19 protein-coding genes and 1 pseudogene are annotated in these 16,486 nt (G+C 49.7%); 14 read left to right on the plus strand and 6 right to left on the minus strand.

Going from position 1 to position 16,486, the window contains the following annotated elements; genetic code table 11:
- Positions 1 to 118 precede the first annotated feature (118 nt).
- Entirely contained in the window at positions 119 to 286 is a 168-nt protein-coding gene (locus TY10_RS30930; protein WP_202903129.1) for a hypothetical protein, read from the plus strand.
- 93 nt (positions 287 to 379) lie between these two features.
- Positions 380 to 625 carry a DUF3892 domain-containing protein gene (locus TY10_RS01780; RefSeq protein ID WP_042159968.1) on the plus strand — a complete coding sequence of 82 codons (246 nt, stop codon included), beginning with the start codon at positions 380 to 382 and terminating at the stop codon, positions 623 to 625.
- A gap of 65 nt (positions 626 to 690) precedes the next feature.
- Here TY10_RS01780 and TY10_RS01785 read toward each other — a convergent pair whose 3' ends face one another.
- Positions 691 to 1,419: an MBL fold metallo-hydrolase gene (locus TY10_RS01785; RefSeq protein ID WP_042159970.1), complete on the minus strand. Its 729-nt coding sequence runs from the start codon at positions 1,417 to 1,419 to the stop codon at positions 691 to 693.
- Between the two features lie 133 nt (positions 1,420 to 1,552).
- On the opposite strand from TY10_RS01785, the gene TY10_RS01790 reads away from it, so the two are divergent.
- The 3 genes from TY10_RS01790 (at position 1,553) to TY10_RS01800 (ending at position 3,001) form a co-directional block, all read left to right on the plus strand.
- Entirely contained in the window at positions 1,553 to 1,759 is a 207-nt protein-coding gene (locus tag TY10_RS01790; RefSeq protein ID WP_042159972.1) for a hypothetical protein, read from the plus strand.
- A 188-nt stretch (positions 1,760 to 1,947) separates the two neighbouring features.
- The gene (locus tag TY10_RS01795) at positions 1,948 to 2,511 is read left to right on the plus strand and encodes a stalk domain-containing protein (RefSeq protein ID WP_042159974.1); all 564 of its coding nucleotides are present in this window, start codon (positions 1,948 to 1,950) and stop codon (positions 2,509 to 2,511) included.
- A 166-nt stretch (positions 2,512 to 2,677) separates the two neighbouring features.
- Positions 2,678 to 3,001, plus strand: a complete 324-nt coding sequence (locus tag TY10_RS01800; protein WP_042159976.1) for a DUF1292 domain-containing protein — start codon at positions 2,678 to 2,680, stop codon at positions 2,999 to 3,001.
- 84 nt (positions 3,002 to 3,085) lie between these two features.
- Here the strand turns inward: TY10_RS01800 and TY10_RS01805 are convergent, their stop codons facing one another.
- Both TY10_RS01805 and TY10_RS01810 read right to left on the minus strand, forming a co-directional pair.
- Complete coding sequence (locus TY10_RS01805) at positions 3,086 to 3,481, minus strand: DUF1885 family protein (RefSeq protein ID WP_042159979.1); 396 nt, start codon at positions 3,479 to 3,481, stop codon at positions 3,086 to 3,088.
- 189 nt (positions 3,482 to 3,670) lie between these two features.
- Complete coding sequence (locus TY10_RS01810) at positions 3,671 to 5,140, minus strand: aminotransferase class I/II-fold pyridoxal phosphate-dependent enzyme (protein ID WP_042159980.1); 1,470 nt, start codon at positions 5,138 to 5,140, stop codon at positions 3,671 to 3,673.
- 115 nt (positions 5,141 to 5,255) lie between these two features.
- Here TY10_RS01810 and TY10_RS01815 point away from each other — a divergent pair, with 115 nt between their 5' ends.
- The 6 genes and pseudogenes from TY10_RS01815 (at position 5,256) to TY10_RS31960 (ending at position 10,371) form a co-directional block, all read left to right on the plus strand.
- Complete coding sequence (locus TY10_RS01815; protein WP_042159983.1) at positions 5,256 to 6,527, plus strand: MFS transporter; 1,272 nt, start codon at positions 5,256 to 5,258, stop codon at positions 6,525 to 6,527.
- A 20-nt stretch (positions 6,528 to 6,547) separates the two neighbouring features.
- Positions 6,548 to 7,738, plus strand: coding sequence for a tetracycline resistance MFS efflux pump (locus tag TY10_RS01820; RefSeq protein ID WP_042159984.1), 1,191 nt, complete (start codon positions 6,548 to 6,550; stop codon positions 7,736 to 7,738).
- Positions 7,739 to 8,039: 301 nt separating this feature from the next.
- Positions 8,040 to 8,228 carry a hypothetical protein gene (locus TY10_RS01825; RefSeq protein WP_042159986.1) on the plus strand — a complete coding sequence of 63 codons (189 nt, stop codon included), beginning with the start codon at positions 8,040 to 8,042 and terminating at the stop codon, positions 8,226 to 8,228.
- Positions 8,229 to 8,326: 98 nt separating this feature from the next.
- Positions 8,327 to 9,417, plus strand: a pseudogene (locus TY10_RS01830) (winged helix-turn-helix domain-containing protein).
- A gap of 156 nt (positions 9,418 to 9,573) precedes the next feature.
- The gene (locus tag TY10_RS01835) at positions 9,574 to 10,077 is read left to right on the plus strand and encodes a DinB family protein (RefSeq protein WP_042159988.1); all 504 of its coding nucleotides are present in this window, start codon (positions 9,574 to 9,576) and stop codon (positions 10,075 to 10,077) included.
- Between the two features lie 159 nt (positions 10,078 to 10,236).
- Positions 10,237 to 10,371 carry a hypothetical protein gene (locus tag TY10_RS31960; RefSeq protein WP_272945258.1) on the plus strand — a complete coding sequence of 45 codons (135 nt, stop codon included), beginning with the start codon at positions 10,237 to 10,239 and terminating at the stop codon, positions 10,369 to 10,371.
- Positions 10,372 to 10,445: 74 nt separating this feature from the next.
- Here TY10_RS31960 and TY10_RS01840 read toward each other — a convergent pair whose 3' ends face one another.
- From TY10_RS01840 to TY10_RS28565, 3 genes are read right to left on the minus strand one after another with little or no spacing between them, the layout of a single operon-like run.
- Positions 10,446 to 11,105, minus strand: coding sequence for a DUF1054 domain-containing protein (locus tag TY10_RS01840; RefSeq protein WP_042159990.1), 660 nt, complete (start codon positions 11,103 to 11,105; stop codon positions 10,446 to 10,448).
- Positions 11,106 to 11,132: 27 nt separating this feature from the next.
- Complete coding sequence (locus tag TY10_RS01845) at positions 11,133 to 11,801, minus strand: response regulator (RefSeq protein ID WP_042159993.1); 669 nt, start codon at positions 11,799 to 11,801, stop codon at positions 11,133 to 11,135.
- Positions 11,798 to 12,973: a sensor histidine kinase gene (locus TY10_RS28565; RefSeq protein WP_052350296.1), complete on the minus strand. Its 1,176-nt coding sequence runs from the start codon at positions 12,971 to 12,973 to the stop codon at positions 11,798 to 11,800. The genes TY10_RS01845 and TY10_RS28565 overlap by 4 nt, the downstream gene beginning before the upstream one ends.
- Before the next feature lie 208 nt (positions 12,974 to 13,181).
- Between TY10_RS28565 and TY10_RS01855 the strand changes: the two genes are divergently transcribed.
- Genes TY10_RS01855 through TY10_RS01865 form a run of 3 tightly spaced genes read left to right on the plus strand, consistent with a single transcriptional unit; the run spans position 13,182 to position 16,457 of the window.
- Entirely contained in the window at positions 13,182 to 14,126 is a 945-nt protein-coding gene (locus TY10_RS01855; RefSeq protein WP_042159995.1) for an ABC transporter ATP-binding protein, read from the plus strand.
- A gap of 11 nt (positions 14,127 to 14,137) precedes the next feature.
- The gene (locus TY10_RS01860) at positions 14,138 to 15,313 is read left to right on the plus strand and encodes an ABC transporter permease (protein ID WP_042159997.1); all 1,176 of its coding nucleotides are present in this window, start codon (positions 14,138 to 14,140) and stop codon (positions 15,311 to 15,313) included.
- On the plus strand, positions 15,306 to 16,457 hold the full coding sequence (locus tag TY10_RS01865) for an ABC transporter permease (protein WP_042159999.1): 1,152 nt from the start codon (positions 15,306 to 15,308) through the stop codon (positions 16,455 to 16,457). Before TY10_RS01860 ends, TY10_RS01865 begins: the two co-directional genes overlap by 8 nt.
- The last annotated feature ends 29 nt before the right edge of the window (positions 16,458 to 16,486 follow it).

The following is a 16,486-nucleotide window of genomic DNA, read 5'->3' on the forward strand; positions in this document are numbered from 1 at the left end:
GGTATTTTTATGGGCCAGCGAGCATAGTTGACCGGGAGCGGGCATACATATACGAATCAGGCTTGCAGCTTGCAGGGCAAGTATGCAGCGGAAACCTATCTTTGAGGAGGGCGTTCGTTTGGCGGCGGAATATGCCCATTTGGCCATATGGTTAATTGGTCTGTTTGGTATTGTCATTACTGTAAGCGCTTGTGTTCTCAAGCTTGTTGTTGAAGATTCGCTCAGTTATGATCAAACCTTTCTCTGGAGAAGGAAGCTTCCTGCGGAATGTCTCGAAAAGGAATAATAATTGCCCTCTGCTGGGCATGCTACTGGAGTGTTTGAATTCAGGCAGCATATTAATGTATGAATCGCTGTCTACAAAAAGGAGAGTGCAAGCATGAGTCCAGCAGACGAGGGGCAGCGCGAGCATATCGTGGCGGTTCAGAAAAACGGAGACGGAGATTTAACATCGTTCAAAACGTCATCAGGCCGAATTCTTGATTACGCTACAGCACTTCAAGAGGTTCAAGATGGGCATATTGCAGGCGTGAACGCCTTTAAAGGAAGAGATGGAGAACTTCATATTCGCGGAGATGCGGATGGCGATCCAACAAACAATTTAGATCAGCTCCCTATTTTCTAAGTGCTTGATACAAAAATAGAACAGCGGCAAACGCTTGTTAAATCCAAGCGCTTGCCGCTGTTTTTTTATTTATACGAATAGGATTGTCGTTGCTTAACGAACTGCATAGGTCCTGTCCGGCCGATATATTCCTCCATCGTATCCCCGTAATGCATCAGCATGACTTTGGATTGAATATCCTCCGGAAGCGTTAACAGCTCCTCCAGCGAGGCGTGGACAACGCCCGGTGATTGCAGCTGGCAGTCATGGTAGATCGTCTGAACGCCCTCATCTACCAGACGCTGCATCAGCTCCCCATTGAACTTCATATCTGCGGAGTAAAAGAAACGGTCATTAAATAGGAAAGAGTAGCTCAGCTTCCCTGTTATATGATCGGTCTGAAACAGACGGACATGAAGGCCAGGGTGCAATTCGTAATTAATACCTTCTTTAAGTGGCCTTACCTCGAAGAAATCGCTCATCGCGTTGAGCGGCTCTTGCGTCAGTCCGCCCCTGAGCGTCTGCTCCCATAGTGGATCGACAAGCCCTTCAGCAATATACATAACCGGCTTTTTGCCGTAAAGAAACATCATTTGAAACGCATATTCCTCTAAGCCGCCTACATGATCGGCATGGATGTGGCTGACCAGCACGGCATCCAGATCGTTGAACGAAAGTCCGGCTGCATGCAAGGAGCTTGGCAGCGTAATGCCACAGTCGACGAGAAGCTTATAACCGTCCAGCTCGATGAGGCCGTTGTTGTTGTCATATTTTTTGGCAAATGCGCTCCCTGTTCCGAGCATCGTAATATTCATGGTTTACTCCTCCAATGGTTACGGACTTCTCACCACTTTATCAAAAGATGCGCAAACTGACAAACCAAGATACACATTTGGCCCGATCTACATATAATGCATCAGCATAACGGTGGAAGGGGCGGAAGTTAGAATGAGCAAAGGGAAGGGCAAGGCCAAAGTAATCAAGAAAAAGGCGGCAAGTGAAAGAAAGCAGTACCATTATAAGCTGGTGCTGTCGGGCACCTGCGGCGTATGCAAAACGCCATGCGCGCGAGGCATGAAGTACTGGGAGAGAATGCAGGAGCCGGGGTCGCTGGGTAAAGGCGTGCCTTGCATTTTAACCCGCACATACGGGTAATACTGGGCTGGGAGATGTGGAGCATTTCCCAGGCAATCGCGTTATTCTACAGCATTTTACAGCCGGGAACGGCAATGATTTCCACCCTGAGACTCAAGTGAAAAATATGCTTTTTTTACCGCAACTTTCATCTATAGGCCGAGTATAACCTTACATCCAAAGAGTAACCGGATGGAGGGTTTTCATCGATGAAATTCAGTAAAATTGCTATCCTTCTTGTCGTGCTGACACTGTGCGGAGGAACGTTAATGTTTGCGGATGCGGCCTCGCAGAAGGTACGTGTTATATTGAACGGCAGCGAGCTGGACGACAACGGACTGATTGTGGACAACAAAACCTATTTGCCGCTTCGGCAAATTGCGAACGGATTGCAGGCGATTGTCAGCTGGGACAATCAGACCAAGAAAGCAACGCTGTATAAACCGAATGTTCATATGATTCTGTTCCAGGACAAAGTCGTGTTCGGCAATGTGGACAAAGGCAACCGTTATACGTTCAACGTGCTGTCCCAGATCGATAATCTGACGACGGAAGTGTCCGCTGTTAAAGTTTCGATTACCGATCCTAACGGAACGGAAAAAGTCATTCAATCACAGTCAGTCAACATTACGAAAGATAATTTCTGGTATAGAACCGAGGATATCAAATATAACTTTGAGTTTGCCGGAAAATATGCGGTCCGCTTTTATATGAAGACAAGCGCGTCAGATGAGTGGACGGTTGTGTCCGAGAAGCTTATTTCCTCACAATAATTTTGGTAGAAAAGCGTAGTTTCATAAGCGATTTGCTCTTATTCTCGATTGAGGATAGGGGCTTTTTTTTACCTAAAACGTCTGCCGTCATTATGGTTTGACCGCTTTACTGTCTCATGGTACGATACGAGAGTATGTATATATAATTGAAATGGGGTATTCTGCAATGAGCGAGCATCAGCATGGAGACAACTGCGGCTGCGGACATGACCACGATCACGATCATGATCACGAAGAGCATGTGTTCATAGTAACAGACGACGAAGGCCAAGAACGTGAAATGGTTATGGTCTATACGTTTGAATCGGAAGATAAAGCTTATGCCGTATTGCTGGATCGCAATGATCCGGAAGCGGACGGTGTTATTTTCCGTTTTGAAGAAGAGAATGAAGAGACTTTCCTGGTTGGCATCGAAGATGATGCAGAGTGGGATCGCGTAACGGCGATTTATGAAGAAATTGCTCGCGTGGAGAATGAATCCCAAGGTTAATCGGGAGAAATTCAATAGTTTACAGGGTCAAAAAGAGAAAGGGCTGTCCTAAACTGACTTAGGGACGCCCTTTTTTTATGTCGTTCATTTCCGGGGATTATAGTAAATCGTCCGTCCATTGAAGAGCTGAAGCTCCGCTTGCAGCTGCTTTGCTAAATATTTGCATAGCTCGTTAGCCTTGGCCTTGTCTCCATGAGTGGATTGCTCGGGCAGCACAGCTTGAATCGTTGTGCCAGCTTCGTCTGTCCCAAAAATAATGTATTTGTAAGAGGGATGAGTGCCTTTCAAATAAAACCACCGGTCGTCCTGCTTCGTCTCAATCGTATAAGGAAAGGCTGCTCCTGCATAATCCCAATCGAGCTGCTGGCCGGTCAGAGCCGTCTGATCACGGTAATGAAGCAGCTTCTCCTTTAATTGAGCAAGCGACAGTTCACCTTCGGCGGAGCCTTGCACCAGTTTAATGTAAGCGCTTTGACCCATGCGTCCCACCTCCACGCCCATCATAGCATGCGGCAGCTTCCTTTTACAATAAGTGGAACAGCAATGCAAAAATACATTTTGTTTGTTGAGGAGGTACATCTGGTCCGGTGTCGAGCCAACGGCAAACGCCGGTTACGCTGCCTTGGTAGATCAGGCTGCATAACCGGCGTTTCTTTTCGCAGAGTAGAACTAGAAAATTGCGTTTTCCTCCACAATTACTTTCACAAATTGAATGCTGCGGTCCTCTGGACCCTTAACCGGCAAGCCAACCTCTACATGATCGATGATATAGTCGATGTTGTTTTGGGAAATGACCTCTCCCGGCAGAAGAATCGGAATGCCCGGCGGGTACACATAGATAAACTCGGCAATAATACGTCCAGCCGATTCCTTGAACGGAACAACCTCAGTTTCCCCGTAAAAAGCGTCACGCGGCGTCAGTGAAAGCTGCGGAATGTCCGGAATTTTAACGACCAGCTCACGCGCTTCAGCGCCTTCGTGGAACGCTGCGGACAAGCCTTTTAGCGATTCAATCAATTTATCGACAGAATCAGACGTATCTCCAGGGGTAACTAGGCAAAGAATGTTATACATGTCGCTCATTTCGATCTCAAGGTTATAATGCTCACGCAGCCAGTTTTCCGTCTCGTAGCCTGTCAGGCCAAGATGGCGGATATGAATGGACACTTTCGTAGGGTCAAAGTCATAAGTGGCTTCGTCGCCTAGTATTTCCTCCCCGAAGCAATGCAAGCCGGGGATCATATTAATCTGCTCGCGCGCATATTGGGCCAGATTAATCGCTTTTTCAGCAATATCATGACCGTTGATGGCGAGATTGCGCCGTGATGTATCAAGGGACGCAAGAAGCAGGTATGAAGTTGATGTTGTTGTCAGCATGCTGATAATGGTCTGAATACGATGCGGATTGACGCGGCCTTTGCGTACATTCAGCACAGAGCTTTGCGTCATGGAGCCGCCAAGCTTATGAACACTGGTTGCAGCCATATCGGCGCCCGCTTCCATTGCGGACATTGGCAGCTTCTCATGAAAGTGAATGAGCACACCATGTGCTTCATCGACGAGTACTGGAATGTCGTAGCCGTGAACGAGATCTACGATTTCTTTCAAGTTAGCGCAAATGCCGAAGTAAGTCGGGTTGATAACCAGCACAGCTTTAGCATCGGGATGCTTGTCCAGCGCACGTTTGACGGAGCGCGTCGTAATGCCGTGGTCGATGCCCAGATTGGCATCGCGGGCAGGACTAATGAAGACAGGGCGTGCCCCGGCGAAAATAATAGCAGCCATAATCGATTTATGCACGTTGCGCGGCACGATAATTTTATCGCCCGGCGCGCAAACTGTCATAATCATCGTAATAATGGCACCGCTTGTTCCTTGTACGGAAAAATAAGTGTAATCAGCGCCGAAAGCATCGGCTGCGAGCTTTTGGGCTTCTTCAATAACGCCGGTCGGTTGATGCAAATCATCCAGCGGGGCTATATTGATCAAGTCGATCGACAACGCGTTGTCGCCGATAAACTCTCGAAATTCGGGATCGCTGCCTAGGCCTTTCTTATGTCCCGGAATATGAAACTGTACCGGGTTCTGCTCCGCATGGCGGCGGAGTGCGCTGAAGAGCGGGGTTTGGTTATGGTCCATCGCTGTAATCCCTGCCTTTCGGTATCGTCAAAAAGTGCAAACAAAATTGAGTATAGCAAAAACAAGTCGGAATGCAAGCAGCATTTTTAGATTATAGAATCGGAGTGTACAAGCTATGAACCAAATCGAAGCGCCGGCAAGGCGCAAAAGCCCAGTGTGGAGCTCGCCGTTTGTTATTCAACTGCTCATTATTATGCTGCTTGTAGAATTTGTAAAAGGGGCATTGATCGTATCCATACTGCCCGTTTACATGGGTACGGTGCTTGGCCTGTCAGCTTATGCGATAGGCTGGTCGCTCGCGCTTCTATATATAGGAGACAATGCGTTCCGCAGTCCGCTGGGCTGGTTGATCGAACGGGTTGGTTACCGGCAGACGATGCTGTTCGGCATCATCCTGACCTTTGCCGCCGTGCTGATTGTCACTTTTATGCATCACGTCGGCTGGCTTATCTTTGCCTGCCTGCTGCTTGGCGTCGGTACTTCGCCGTTATGGCCTTGCGTCATTACTGGAGCAACAGCGGGCGGGGAATCGAGCGGTACGGTCATGAGCGTTGTCTATATGTCCTGGCTGATTGGAATCGGAAGCGGGCCGATCGTAATTAATTTTTTCATTGCGCATACGTATACACGCGCTTTCCAGATTTTAATCGGAGCTATGACGATTGCAGTTATTGTTACGCTGCTGCTTCCAGGCAGGAAACAATCGAAGGCGATGGAATCGGCGTCGGCAGATGCGTCAGGGGAAGGCAGCGCTGGACAGAATCTGACGGCTGCTAAGCCGATACACATTAGAGCTGTGGAATATATGAATAAACTTCGTGATTCCCTGCACGTTAGCAGACTGCTATATCCGGCTATGTTCGCGCAAAACTTCGCCCTAGGGCTGCTGACGCCGATTCTGTCGCTTTATGCGCGAACGGTGCTTCATCTCACTCCCCAGCAATACAGCTACTTTCTGGTGGCTGGAGGGGCTGTTACGGCGCTGGGGCTCATTCCCGTCGGCAAAGCTGTTGACCGCTGGGGTACGCGCTGGCTGCTGCATATTGGCTTTCTGCTCGCTGCAGTGTCATTGCCGCTGCTTGGGATGACCAGATATCTCCCGGCGGTTCTCGTCATTGTGGCTATCATAGGCATCGGTTACGCTTGCATTATACCGGCGTGGAACGCATTTATCGCTGAGCAAATTCCGAAGACGGAGCGCGGTGCGGTATGGGGATTTTTTCTGACGATTGAAGGAACGGGCATGGTGCTGGGCTCCATTATGTCCGGCAGGCTGTGGGACAGCTTTGGCCCGCACATGCCTTTTCAGTTGAGCGGCATCGTTATGATCGTGTTATTTGTTCTTCATTTGTTCATAACTAAGCGGCAGCGCGTTATGGTACGATAGCGAATGGAGGCGAATCGGCTATGCGAGACAAACGACTATTAATTGTAATGGCTATTCTAATGACAACTTTCCTCGGATTCGGGATCATCATTCCCGTTATGCCCGAAATTATCAAGGAAACTGCCCATCAAGGCTTTGAGAAGCATACCGGCTATATGCTTGCTGTGTATTCTCTCGTATCATTTGTGCTATCTCCTTATTGGGGAGGCTTGTCCGACCGGATCGGCAGACGTCCGATCATCCTGACTGGCGTTGTCGGTTTTGCGGTTAGCTTCGTCCTGTTTGGACTGGCATCGGGCAACTTGCCGCTCATGTATATATCCCGCGTGCTTGGCGGCCTGTTCTCTGGTGCTGTCACTTCCGTAATCGTTGCTTATGTTGCGGATATTACACCTAAGGAGCACCGGACTAAAGGGATGGCTCTTGTTGGCATGTCTATCGGCGCTGGCTTTACATTCGGCCCTGCTTTTGGCGGATTCCTAAGCATCATTTCGCTGGAAATGCCTTTTTATGTCGCATCCGGCCTAGCGCTCTTTACGTTTGTATTGGCTTACTTGAAACTGAAGGAATCGCTTGCTCCTGAGCAGCGCAGATCGGCATCCGAGCCTCGCGTGTCGCGTTGGAGCGCTTTTACAGGTTCGTTGAAGTATTTGTATGTGCTGGCTTTTTTCGTGACCTTTACACTTGCAGGCCTGGAGGCCACGCTGCAAATCTTCGGGATGAAACGGTTTGACGTGACGCCGCTTCAGGTTGGCGTGTTGTTTTTTGTATGCGGTTTTGTCGGGGCGCTCGTGCAGGGCGGCTTCGTGCGGCGCCGTATCAAGAAGGGAGACGAGCCGAAGTATATCGGTATCGGACTCGTCATTTCGGCAATCGGCTTTTTCATGCTGCTAGGCGCGCATTCGCTCTGGTGGGCAACTGTATCGCTGGCTGTATTCGGCATCGGCAATGCGTTGATCCGTCCATGCGTAACCTCGCTTATTACACAGAAAACGACTGTTGGTCAAGGGGTAGCCTCGGGCTTAAGCTCATCAATGGACAGCCTTGGCCGTATCGTTGGACCGTTGTTTGGAACGTTTCTATTTACGGTCGGCGATAACCTTCCATACGTATCCGGCGGTGTGCTCTGTCTGGCTGCGCTGTTGCTGCTTGTTCAGTTCCGCAAGCTGGACAGCCGACTGCGGCCTAGCTCGGAGACGAGCAGCACATAATAGTCTGATAATGATGAAAAAGAACCAATTCCAAGTGGAATTGGTTCTTTTTCATTATAGAAATTCATCTAGGGTTCATGGTTTTAAGACAAGAGGAATAGCCGCCGGTGTTTTTTGAGAGCGGACACGTCCAGTAGCGCCGTTGTATGTGTACATGAATTTGTAGTGAGGTTCAAGCGCGGAAGGCTACACTAGCGAGCGGTTATTTTTCAATATCGCTTGTTTTTATTCTCTAGACAATGGTAAGATTAATGGGAACGTATGTTTGTTTTTTGTATTATCCACGAATAGGGGGATAGGCGTGGTTGAAATCGTTGAAAAAGAGCAATTTCCGGCATTAGGAAAGAGGGTTGCTAATGAAGCTCACAAATGGATACCGCCATTATGGCAAGAAGCAAATAATAACTTTATTGAGATAAGCAACCTCGCCATCCATCATCATGTGCAAGCGGCTCCCGTTTGTTTCGTTAAGGAGTCGATACGTACATGATCCAATTGACGAACCGCCAGGCACGGCAATTTCTGTTATTGAAGCACGGGCTGTTAGGTGAATATCAATTTGCTGGAAAGCAGGGAGTATTGGATTTTGTGCGGCAGGTCGGCTGTATTCAATACGATCCCATTGATGTTTGCGGAAAAAACGCCGAATTGGTGCTACAGTCGCGAATCAAGGGATTTACCAAGAACATGCTCAACGAGTTGCTGTATAAAGATAGATTCCTGATCGATTATCCCGACAAGAATCTGGCTATTACCTCTGTCGAGGACTGGCCGTATTTTGAGCGGTATAGGCAGGCTGCAAGGCAACATGCCAAGCGCTATCCCGAAATGGAAGTGTTAACAGAGCAAGTGCGGGTTCACATCCAAAATCACGGTGTGCTAAGTTCGGATGATCTAAAATTGGATGGGAATTTCTCGTGGCAATCGGCCATCCACTGGAGCAGCGGAAACAATCCATCCCGGTCGGTGCTGGAACAGATGTACTCGACAGGCGAGTTGATTATCCATCACAAAAAAGGACACGTAAATATTACGATCTTGCCGGGAAGCACATACAGCCAAATCTGCTGAATACATCGGAGCCGCTGAAGGGCGAGCTTGAGCATCACAAGTGGCGTGTACTGCGCCGGATCGGCGCTGTTGGCCTTTTATGGAATCGCGCATCTGATGCTTGGCTAAACATATGGGGAATGAAAGCGGAGCAGCGCAATGAGGCTTTCCGCCAGTTGTTGGACGAAGCTCGCATTGTTGCTATTGCCGCAGAGCAATTGAAGCATACGCTGTACTGCCGCGCGGAGGACTTGCCGCTTATTGAAGCCGTCCTGCAAAATCCGGAGCCGAAATTTCGCTGCGAGCTGATTGCCCCGCTGGACAATTTGATATGGGACAGAAAGCTGATCAACGAATTATTTGGCTTCGATTACACCTGGGAGATTTACACACCCGCTATCAAACGGAAATTCGGCTATTATGTACTGCCTCTATTATACGGAGAAAGCCTCATCGGACGAGCCGAGGTCATCGCGGAGCGAAAAACCAGGACGCTCTTTGTTAAAAACATCTGGTACGAGAACGGCATAGAGTCAACAAAACAATTGCGAACAGCCTTGAACAATTGTTTACAAAATTTTGCATTATTCAACGGCTGCGAGACGATTTCGACAGAGTCTGTGGACTGATATTTCCAGTCAGTTAATTACATTTCGGGGTTAGCGCAATGATTTTCGGCAGCTTCGTTTGGTTAACGGAGTAATTTAAGTAAATGTAAATATCCACTTAGGAACTAGTGTTCGGTGCAATAAACTTAAATTCATTACAAAAAGGAGCTGTTGAATTTGTATAAACACATTAAAGATTTTGCCGCAACTTGGCAGTATGAAACGGAAGCAACTATGCGGACACTGGAGATGCTGACCGACGAGTCTCTTGGCCAACAGGTAACAAGCGATCATAGGACGCTTGGACGTGTTGCATGGCACCTTGTACAAACGTTGCACGAAATGCCATCTCGGACGGGACTGTCTTTCGAAGGACCGGGTGAAGATATGCCGGTGCCAGCTTCGGCAGCAAATATCGCGTCAGTCTATAAGAGGACCTCACAAGCGCTCCTTGCTGCTATACAGTCTAGTTGGAAAGATGAGAATCTGCTTATCATGAGCGATATGTATGGTGATCAATGGCCAAACGGCTTAATGCTGGATATTCTCGTAAAGCATGAGATTCACCATCGTGGTCAGATGACAGTCCTGATGCGTCAGGCAGGCCTTCGTGTGCCGGAGCTTTACGGCCCGACTAAAGAGCAGTGGGCTGAGTACGGAGAACTACCTCCAGTAATTTAGAGAAAGATTATATCGGCTTTGGCCATTTGGCTATAGCGGGATTTATAAGTATTTTATGATAGGATTGAAAGTGATGGCTTGAATCATAGATAAGAGGATACGATCGGACTGAAACTGTTGATTTTATTGAACTCCCAATGTATATAATAATGAGTGATTTTGCCGATTTGGACGGCTGCGACGCTGCTGACCATCGTCATCGTCCCATTTATCTATGAGCTGCTGTTCTTCTGGGCGTCGCAAAAGCAGCGCCGCGTTGTTCAGCAGTCACCGACTCCTCAATCGGTACATTAAATTGAAGTGAATAATAAAGAAGCTGTTCCATGGCAATGATGCCTTGGAACAGCTTCTTTATTTGAACTCGCCAATTAAGAACGCGCCAGCCGGTACAGCGGCATTAACGTCTCGAACGTTTCGGATGCAATCTGCAATAGCGCTTTGCCGTCGCTCAGCAGCGGGTCGCCGACAGGTATATGGCGGCCAATAAGCAGCTCCGCTTTTTGGACGTCACGGAAGCGAACGAGCGCTTTGCTCCAATCGTCTCTGGACATGCTTGCTACCGGAGTCGATTCCTTTTTCATATGATCAAGGGAAATTTCGAAGCTCTCAGGTACAGCGGCAATGACATCATCAAGCTGATTCAGATAGGCAGAGGCGATGTTTTTCTTGTTCGGCACTTCATAGATCAAGGCTAGCCATAGAAACAGATGATCGTCGAACAAGCCAAGCTGGAAATGCGGATGCGCTTTGTAGCCGCGCTTATTGTCACAGATCGACATCCACGTATCCTTAGGCGGATTAACGGTGCGGCGGGCATGCTTGGCAATATGTAAAAACATCTCGTTGCCCGCATGCAGCGCAAGCTCCTGTGTCAGCCCTTCGCCGATGATTTGGAATTTTGGCCGGATTCTGTCCTGAATAGCAGCCATTCTTTCTTCTAGTCCTTCTATGTGAAAGACTTCGAAATCGGCTTGCTCGAAGCCGTGAAACGCCTCAGCGGCAGTGGCAGCAGTCGTTGGTGCAGTCATCAAGTCCATCTCCTTATGAACGGGCGTTTAGCCCGGAAGTTTTAAATAGAAAATTGCGATTTGCGTACGGTCCCGAAGCTCCAGCTTCCCCAATATTTCCGATATATAGTTTTTTACCGTGCCTTCACTGAAAAATAACGCAGCAGCGATCTCCTTATTGGACAGCCCGTCCGCAATATGGCGGACGATCTGCTGCTCTGTAGCTGTCAGGCCGTAGGCGTCCAGCTTACTGGATGAATCCGCTGGTGCCAGCGCAAGCTCTGCGGACGGAGGAGGCTGGCGGTCCAGCATGCCGGCCAGCTTGCGGGCAATAGCCGGATGGATGAGCAGCGATCCGTCATGAACGGTTTTGATGCCCGCGATGATTCGGCTCGGCGAGACATTTTTGAGCAAGTAGCCATTAGCTCCGTTGCGTATCGCTTGCGCGATGTATTCGTCATCGTCGAAGGTAGTGAGAATAAGCACGCAAGGCGGCTGGTCGAGCGCTTGCAGCAGCTTGGTGCCCTCTACGCCGTCGCATTCCGGCATCCGTATGTCCATCAGAACGACGTCTACCGGCGTATTTGCCGCAAATTCGGCTGCCTCACGACCGTTGCCGCAAGTTCCGGCTACCTCAAGCTCCGGATCTAAACCGAGAATAAGCATCATGCTTTCCCGGATAAAAGGATCGTCGTCGACGATCAGTACTTTAATCATGGCTGCATATTCCTCTCCTGCGCAGTCTCGGCACGCCGGGCGGCATCACCGGTCAACGGAATAATCGTCGTAATCTCAAATCGCTTCTCCGTACGCCATTCCAGACGGCCTCCGATCAAAGCGATTCTCTCCTTCATCCCTCTGATGCCCAGTCCGGCCGCTACCGGCTCCCTCGGCAAAGCCCCATTGTTGGCTATCGTCAGCGCAACGCTTTTCCCGAGGAAATGCAGAGCAACTTCAACGACCGTCGCTCCGCCATGCCGTACCGCATTCGTAATGGCCTCCTGTGCATTCAAAAACAGAATCAGTTCGATGCTGGGATAGATCGGCTGCATATCGCCTTGTACCGTAAAGCCTACTTCTATCCCCAATGCTTCGCCGGAATCGGCGACAAGCCGGTCAAGCGCGTATCGCCGGGCATCGTTATCCTCGGGCGCAGCCAGTCTGCGCACGGTGCGGCGCATGCGTTCCATGCTGTCCTGCAGCTGGTCGCGAATTTGTCCGATCATCGTTTGTGCACGAGGCGGGTCGGCGTCAAATAGCTGCATCGCGGCTTCGGACATCATTTTGACGCGAATAAGCCGGTGGCCGAGGTCATCATGGATATCCTTTGCAATCCGGTTTCGTTCTTCTAATTGAGCATATTGCTCGATCTGGGAAGCATAGTCGATCAAGCGCCGCCTGGCCGCTTCCAGCTCTTCATGGCTTAAGGCAAGCGCATCATACAAATGCTCCGTCTGGTGCTGCTTGGCGGCGTTGGCATTACCGATTGCAAGTATGCCTGCCGTCATGAGCCAGAGCAATAATATTGCAATTATGACTTGGGGTTCCTCAGACTGCAGCGGCACGGCAAGCAGCACTCCGCCGCCGATCGTCCAAGCAAAAGCAATCCCTGCTGGCGGTTTGGCTGCAAACGCTCCGATTAGCGTTGCGAAAGGGAGCAGAAACAGAATGCCGTGATACGTGCTCGCCAGCCAGCTGAAGTAGAACAGCTCTGCCAGCAGCAGCGGCAAGGCTATTCCCGGAAACAATTTTCCTGCACGGACGATGAGCAAGGCGATCAGCATATAAGCCGTGTAGCCGATATAGTCGCCCGGACCGATGCTGAGAATTGTGACGATCGCAGGAACAGCAACGAGCAGGCTTCGAATTCGGTGCAGCAGATTCATCATAGCGACAAGGCTCCCTGGTACTGGTTCTTTGCGGCATTCCGGTGCATGCCGGCAAGCCCGCTTATGGTTGCATTATAGCATTAACCGATTGCCGGAGTAAGCCAAGGTGACTTTTGTCATCTGCAGAAGATGACTTTGTAGACCTGTATTGCGAAGCTTTACCTTATACAATGATAACAAATGAAGCAACCGGAAGGATGAAGATAATATGAATTTTGTGAAGTTCCGCGATGTAGTGAAAAAATACGATACGACGCTGACTGTCAACCACCTGACGTTCGATATCGCCGAAGGCGAAGTGTTCGGATTGCTTGGCCCGAACGGAGCGGGTAAGAGCACGACGATTGAAATGCTTGCTGGTCTGCTGGAGATGAACGGCGGCGATATTACAGTAGACGGATTTTCGATTCGCAAACAGCCGCTTGAAGTAAAGAAGAGAATCGGAATCGTACCGCAAGAGCTGGCGATCTACGAAGGTTTGTCGGCGAGAGACAACGTTACCTTTTTCGCCAGACTGTATGGCCTGTCCGGCAAGCTGCTGAAGGAACGGGTCGACGAGGCGCTGCGCTTTGTCGGGCTGCTGGAGCGGGCTAAGGATTTGCCCTCCACGTTCTCGGGCGGCATGAAACGGCGTCTTAACATTGCTTGCGCTATCATGCACCGTCCAAAGCTAATTGTTATGGATGAGCCGACGGTTGGCATCGATCCGCAATCACGTAATCATATTTTGGAATCGGTAAGGGAACTCAATCGGCTAGGCTCTACGATCATCTATACAAGCCACTATATGGAGGAAATCGAAGCGCTTTGCTCCAGAATCGGCATTATGGATGAAGGCAAGTTAATTGCAATCGGTACGAAGGAGCAGTTGAAGAAGCAGTCCGGTCAAGAGGAGCGGCTCGTATTTGAAGTCGAGCGATCAAACGCTCAGGCGCTTTCCGAAATGACAGAGCATCTTGCGGTGAAACGGTGCGAGGAGCAAGCGGAGGACAAAACGATTGAAGTTGTCGTTAAAGATTCGCCGTCCGTCCTGCAGGATTTACTCTTTATTTTACAAAAGCACGGTATTGGTTTGCGTAAAATAACGCGCGTCGAACCGAACCTCGAAACGCTGTTTTTACAAATGACCGGGCGCAAGCTGCGCGACGAATAGGGGGATGCGAAATGCGGATATGGTGGACGACGGTCTATTACGAGATCATTAAATACAGCAAAATGCGCTCGATGCTGCTTCTGCTGACGGGGCTTCCGCTTGTGCTGATTTTTCTGCTCGGGAATGCTTTCAATCAAGAATTAAAGCCTGCTAAAGTGGCGGTTTACATTAGCGATCAAGGAGAGCTGCGATCCGGTATTGAATCATTCTGGAAGGATCCGTCGATTCAAACTTATATGGAAACGTTAAGCGCAGCATCGGAGACGGAAGTGAAAGATCTGGTGCGAGAGGGAACGGCGGACTACGGCGTAGTTGTGCCGGCCGATTACTCCAGCCGGATATTAATGGGTCAGAGTGCCGAATGGAAAGCTTATCCCGGCCGGTATGAGGAGCGCAATATCGCAGCTAGAGCGGTTATCGATTCCTATATGTCCAACACCAATTTAAAGCTGGCGGCGATGGAGACGCTGGGCGCTGCTTACTCGTCTTCGCCTGCAGCATCGTCTAGTGATGAAACGGCCAGACCGGGAGAGGCGGTCTTTCGTGTCGGCAACGTATCGGGCGGCAAGGAAGACGTATTCAAATCGGTGTCGGCCGTTCAATATTACGCCGCCGCCTATCTAATTATGTTTCTATTGTATGGCGGCATGTCCGCAACGCTGTCGCTTATGAATCAGCGGAGCCGGGGAACACTCCAGCGCATTTACGCCGTTCCTGGCGCTTTCCGCAAAGCGGTTGCAGGCATACTCACCGGCGCGTTGGCGTTGGCTGGTCTGCAAGCTATCGTCATTATTGGATTTTCTGCTGTCGTATATGACGTCGATTGGGGCGGGCGAGTAGGATGGATTGCCTTGACCTGTCTGTTGACGGCGATTGCCGGCACGGGATTGGCCGTTACCTTGGGTTCATTGGTCGGTTCAACGAAATCTCTGCAAACATTGTTTGGCATCGTCGTATTCGTGATGACGTTTCTAAGCGGAGGGATGGTTCCTAATATTGAACAGATGGTTGGCGGAGCGGGCAAATATACGCTTAACTATTGGGCTAACGAGGTGCTTCGGACGATTATGTACGAGAATGATCCTTCGAAGATTTGGAGCGGAATTGGAATTTTGGCTGCAATCGCCTTCTGCTTGGCATTAATTGGAGCTGTTAGACTGCCAAAGGTGGTGAAAAAACATGCGTAAAATCTTAGTTATTGCTTTTCACCTCATTCGCCGTACGATGGGGACGAAAAGAGGTTTTTTACTCAATATTCTTATACCAGCCATCGCGCTGTCTTTAATCGCTGGATTATTCTCTAACTTGTCCGACAGCAAGCCAATCGTGCAAGTTTCTAATCAGGATCAAGGCATGATGGGGGGCTATGTGGAAAAGTCACTTCAGCAAAATGGAAGCTATGAAATTGTGGAAGCGCCGAATGCCACGGAGCAGGAGATGATGGATGCCATTCAAGCGGGGAAAGCCCATGCATCTGTTCTGATTCCGGTGGATTTCACCTCGAAGCTGCTGGCCGGTGAAACACCGCAAGCCTCCATCTATCGAATGGGCGAACAGCTGTGGAGTGCCTCGCTCACCGAGGAGCTGCAAAGTGAGGCAAGGAAGCTGGCAGCAGCGGCCATGATGGTTGAAAACACGAGTGGCGAGCAGCAAGCAACATTATTGGCCTCGATCCTCGATAAGGAAGGAGAGGGCAAAGCTTCTGTCCGCGAAGAAACGATGAGATTAGGGCAGGCTGTTGCCCGTCCCGAAGTGATTGGCATTATGATCATGTTCGTTATGCTGCTTGTCAGCCGTTCTATCGGCTACGTGATGGAAGACCGGGAACAGCGGACGATGGCGAGAATGTATGCAGCCCCCCTCCGGGCGCTGGACATCGCCTTTGGCAATTTCGCAGGCAGTATGCTGCTAGGTACATTCCAGCTTCTCATCGTGTTCGGCATGTCGCATTTCATCTTCGGATTTATGTCGGGCGTTCCCTTCGGTCCGTTGTTTCTCGTACTGGAATGTTTCCTGTTTGCAGCTGTCGGTATGGCTACGCTAATAGGCGGATTGGTGAAAAATAGCGTTCAGCTTGGCCAAATCAACAATTTGTTCATTACCCCTACATGCATGATCGGCGGCTGCTTCTGGCCGTTGTCGATGATGCCGGACTTTATGCAAAAGCTGGCTAATTTCACACCGCAAAAATGGGCCATACAAGCGTTCGACCGCCTAAGTGCAGGCGGAACGGTCAGCGACGTGCTGCTCCAGCTTGGCATTCTGCTGTTGTTTGCTCTTGTGCTCACTGCGTTTGGGGCAACTGTACTTCGCCCGAATCGTACGAACTAGATTCAAGAGATGCCGGCCATTTCATAAAA

Source organism: Paenibacillus gorillae (assembly GCF_000513275.1).
Taxonomy (GTDB): domain Bacteria; phylum Bacillota; class Bacilli; order Paenibacillales; family Paenibacillaceae; genus Pristimantibacillus; species Pristimantibacillus gorillae.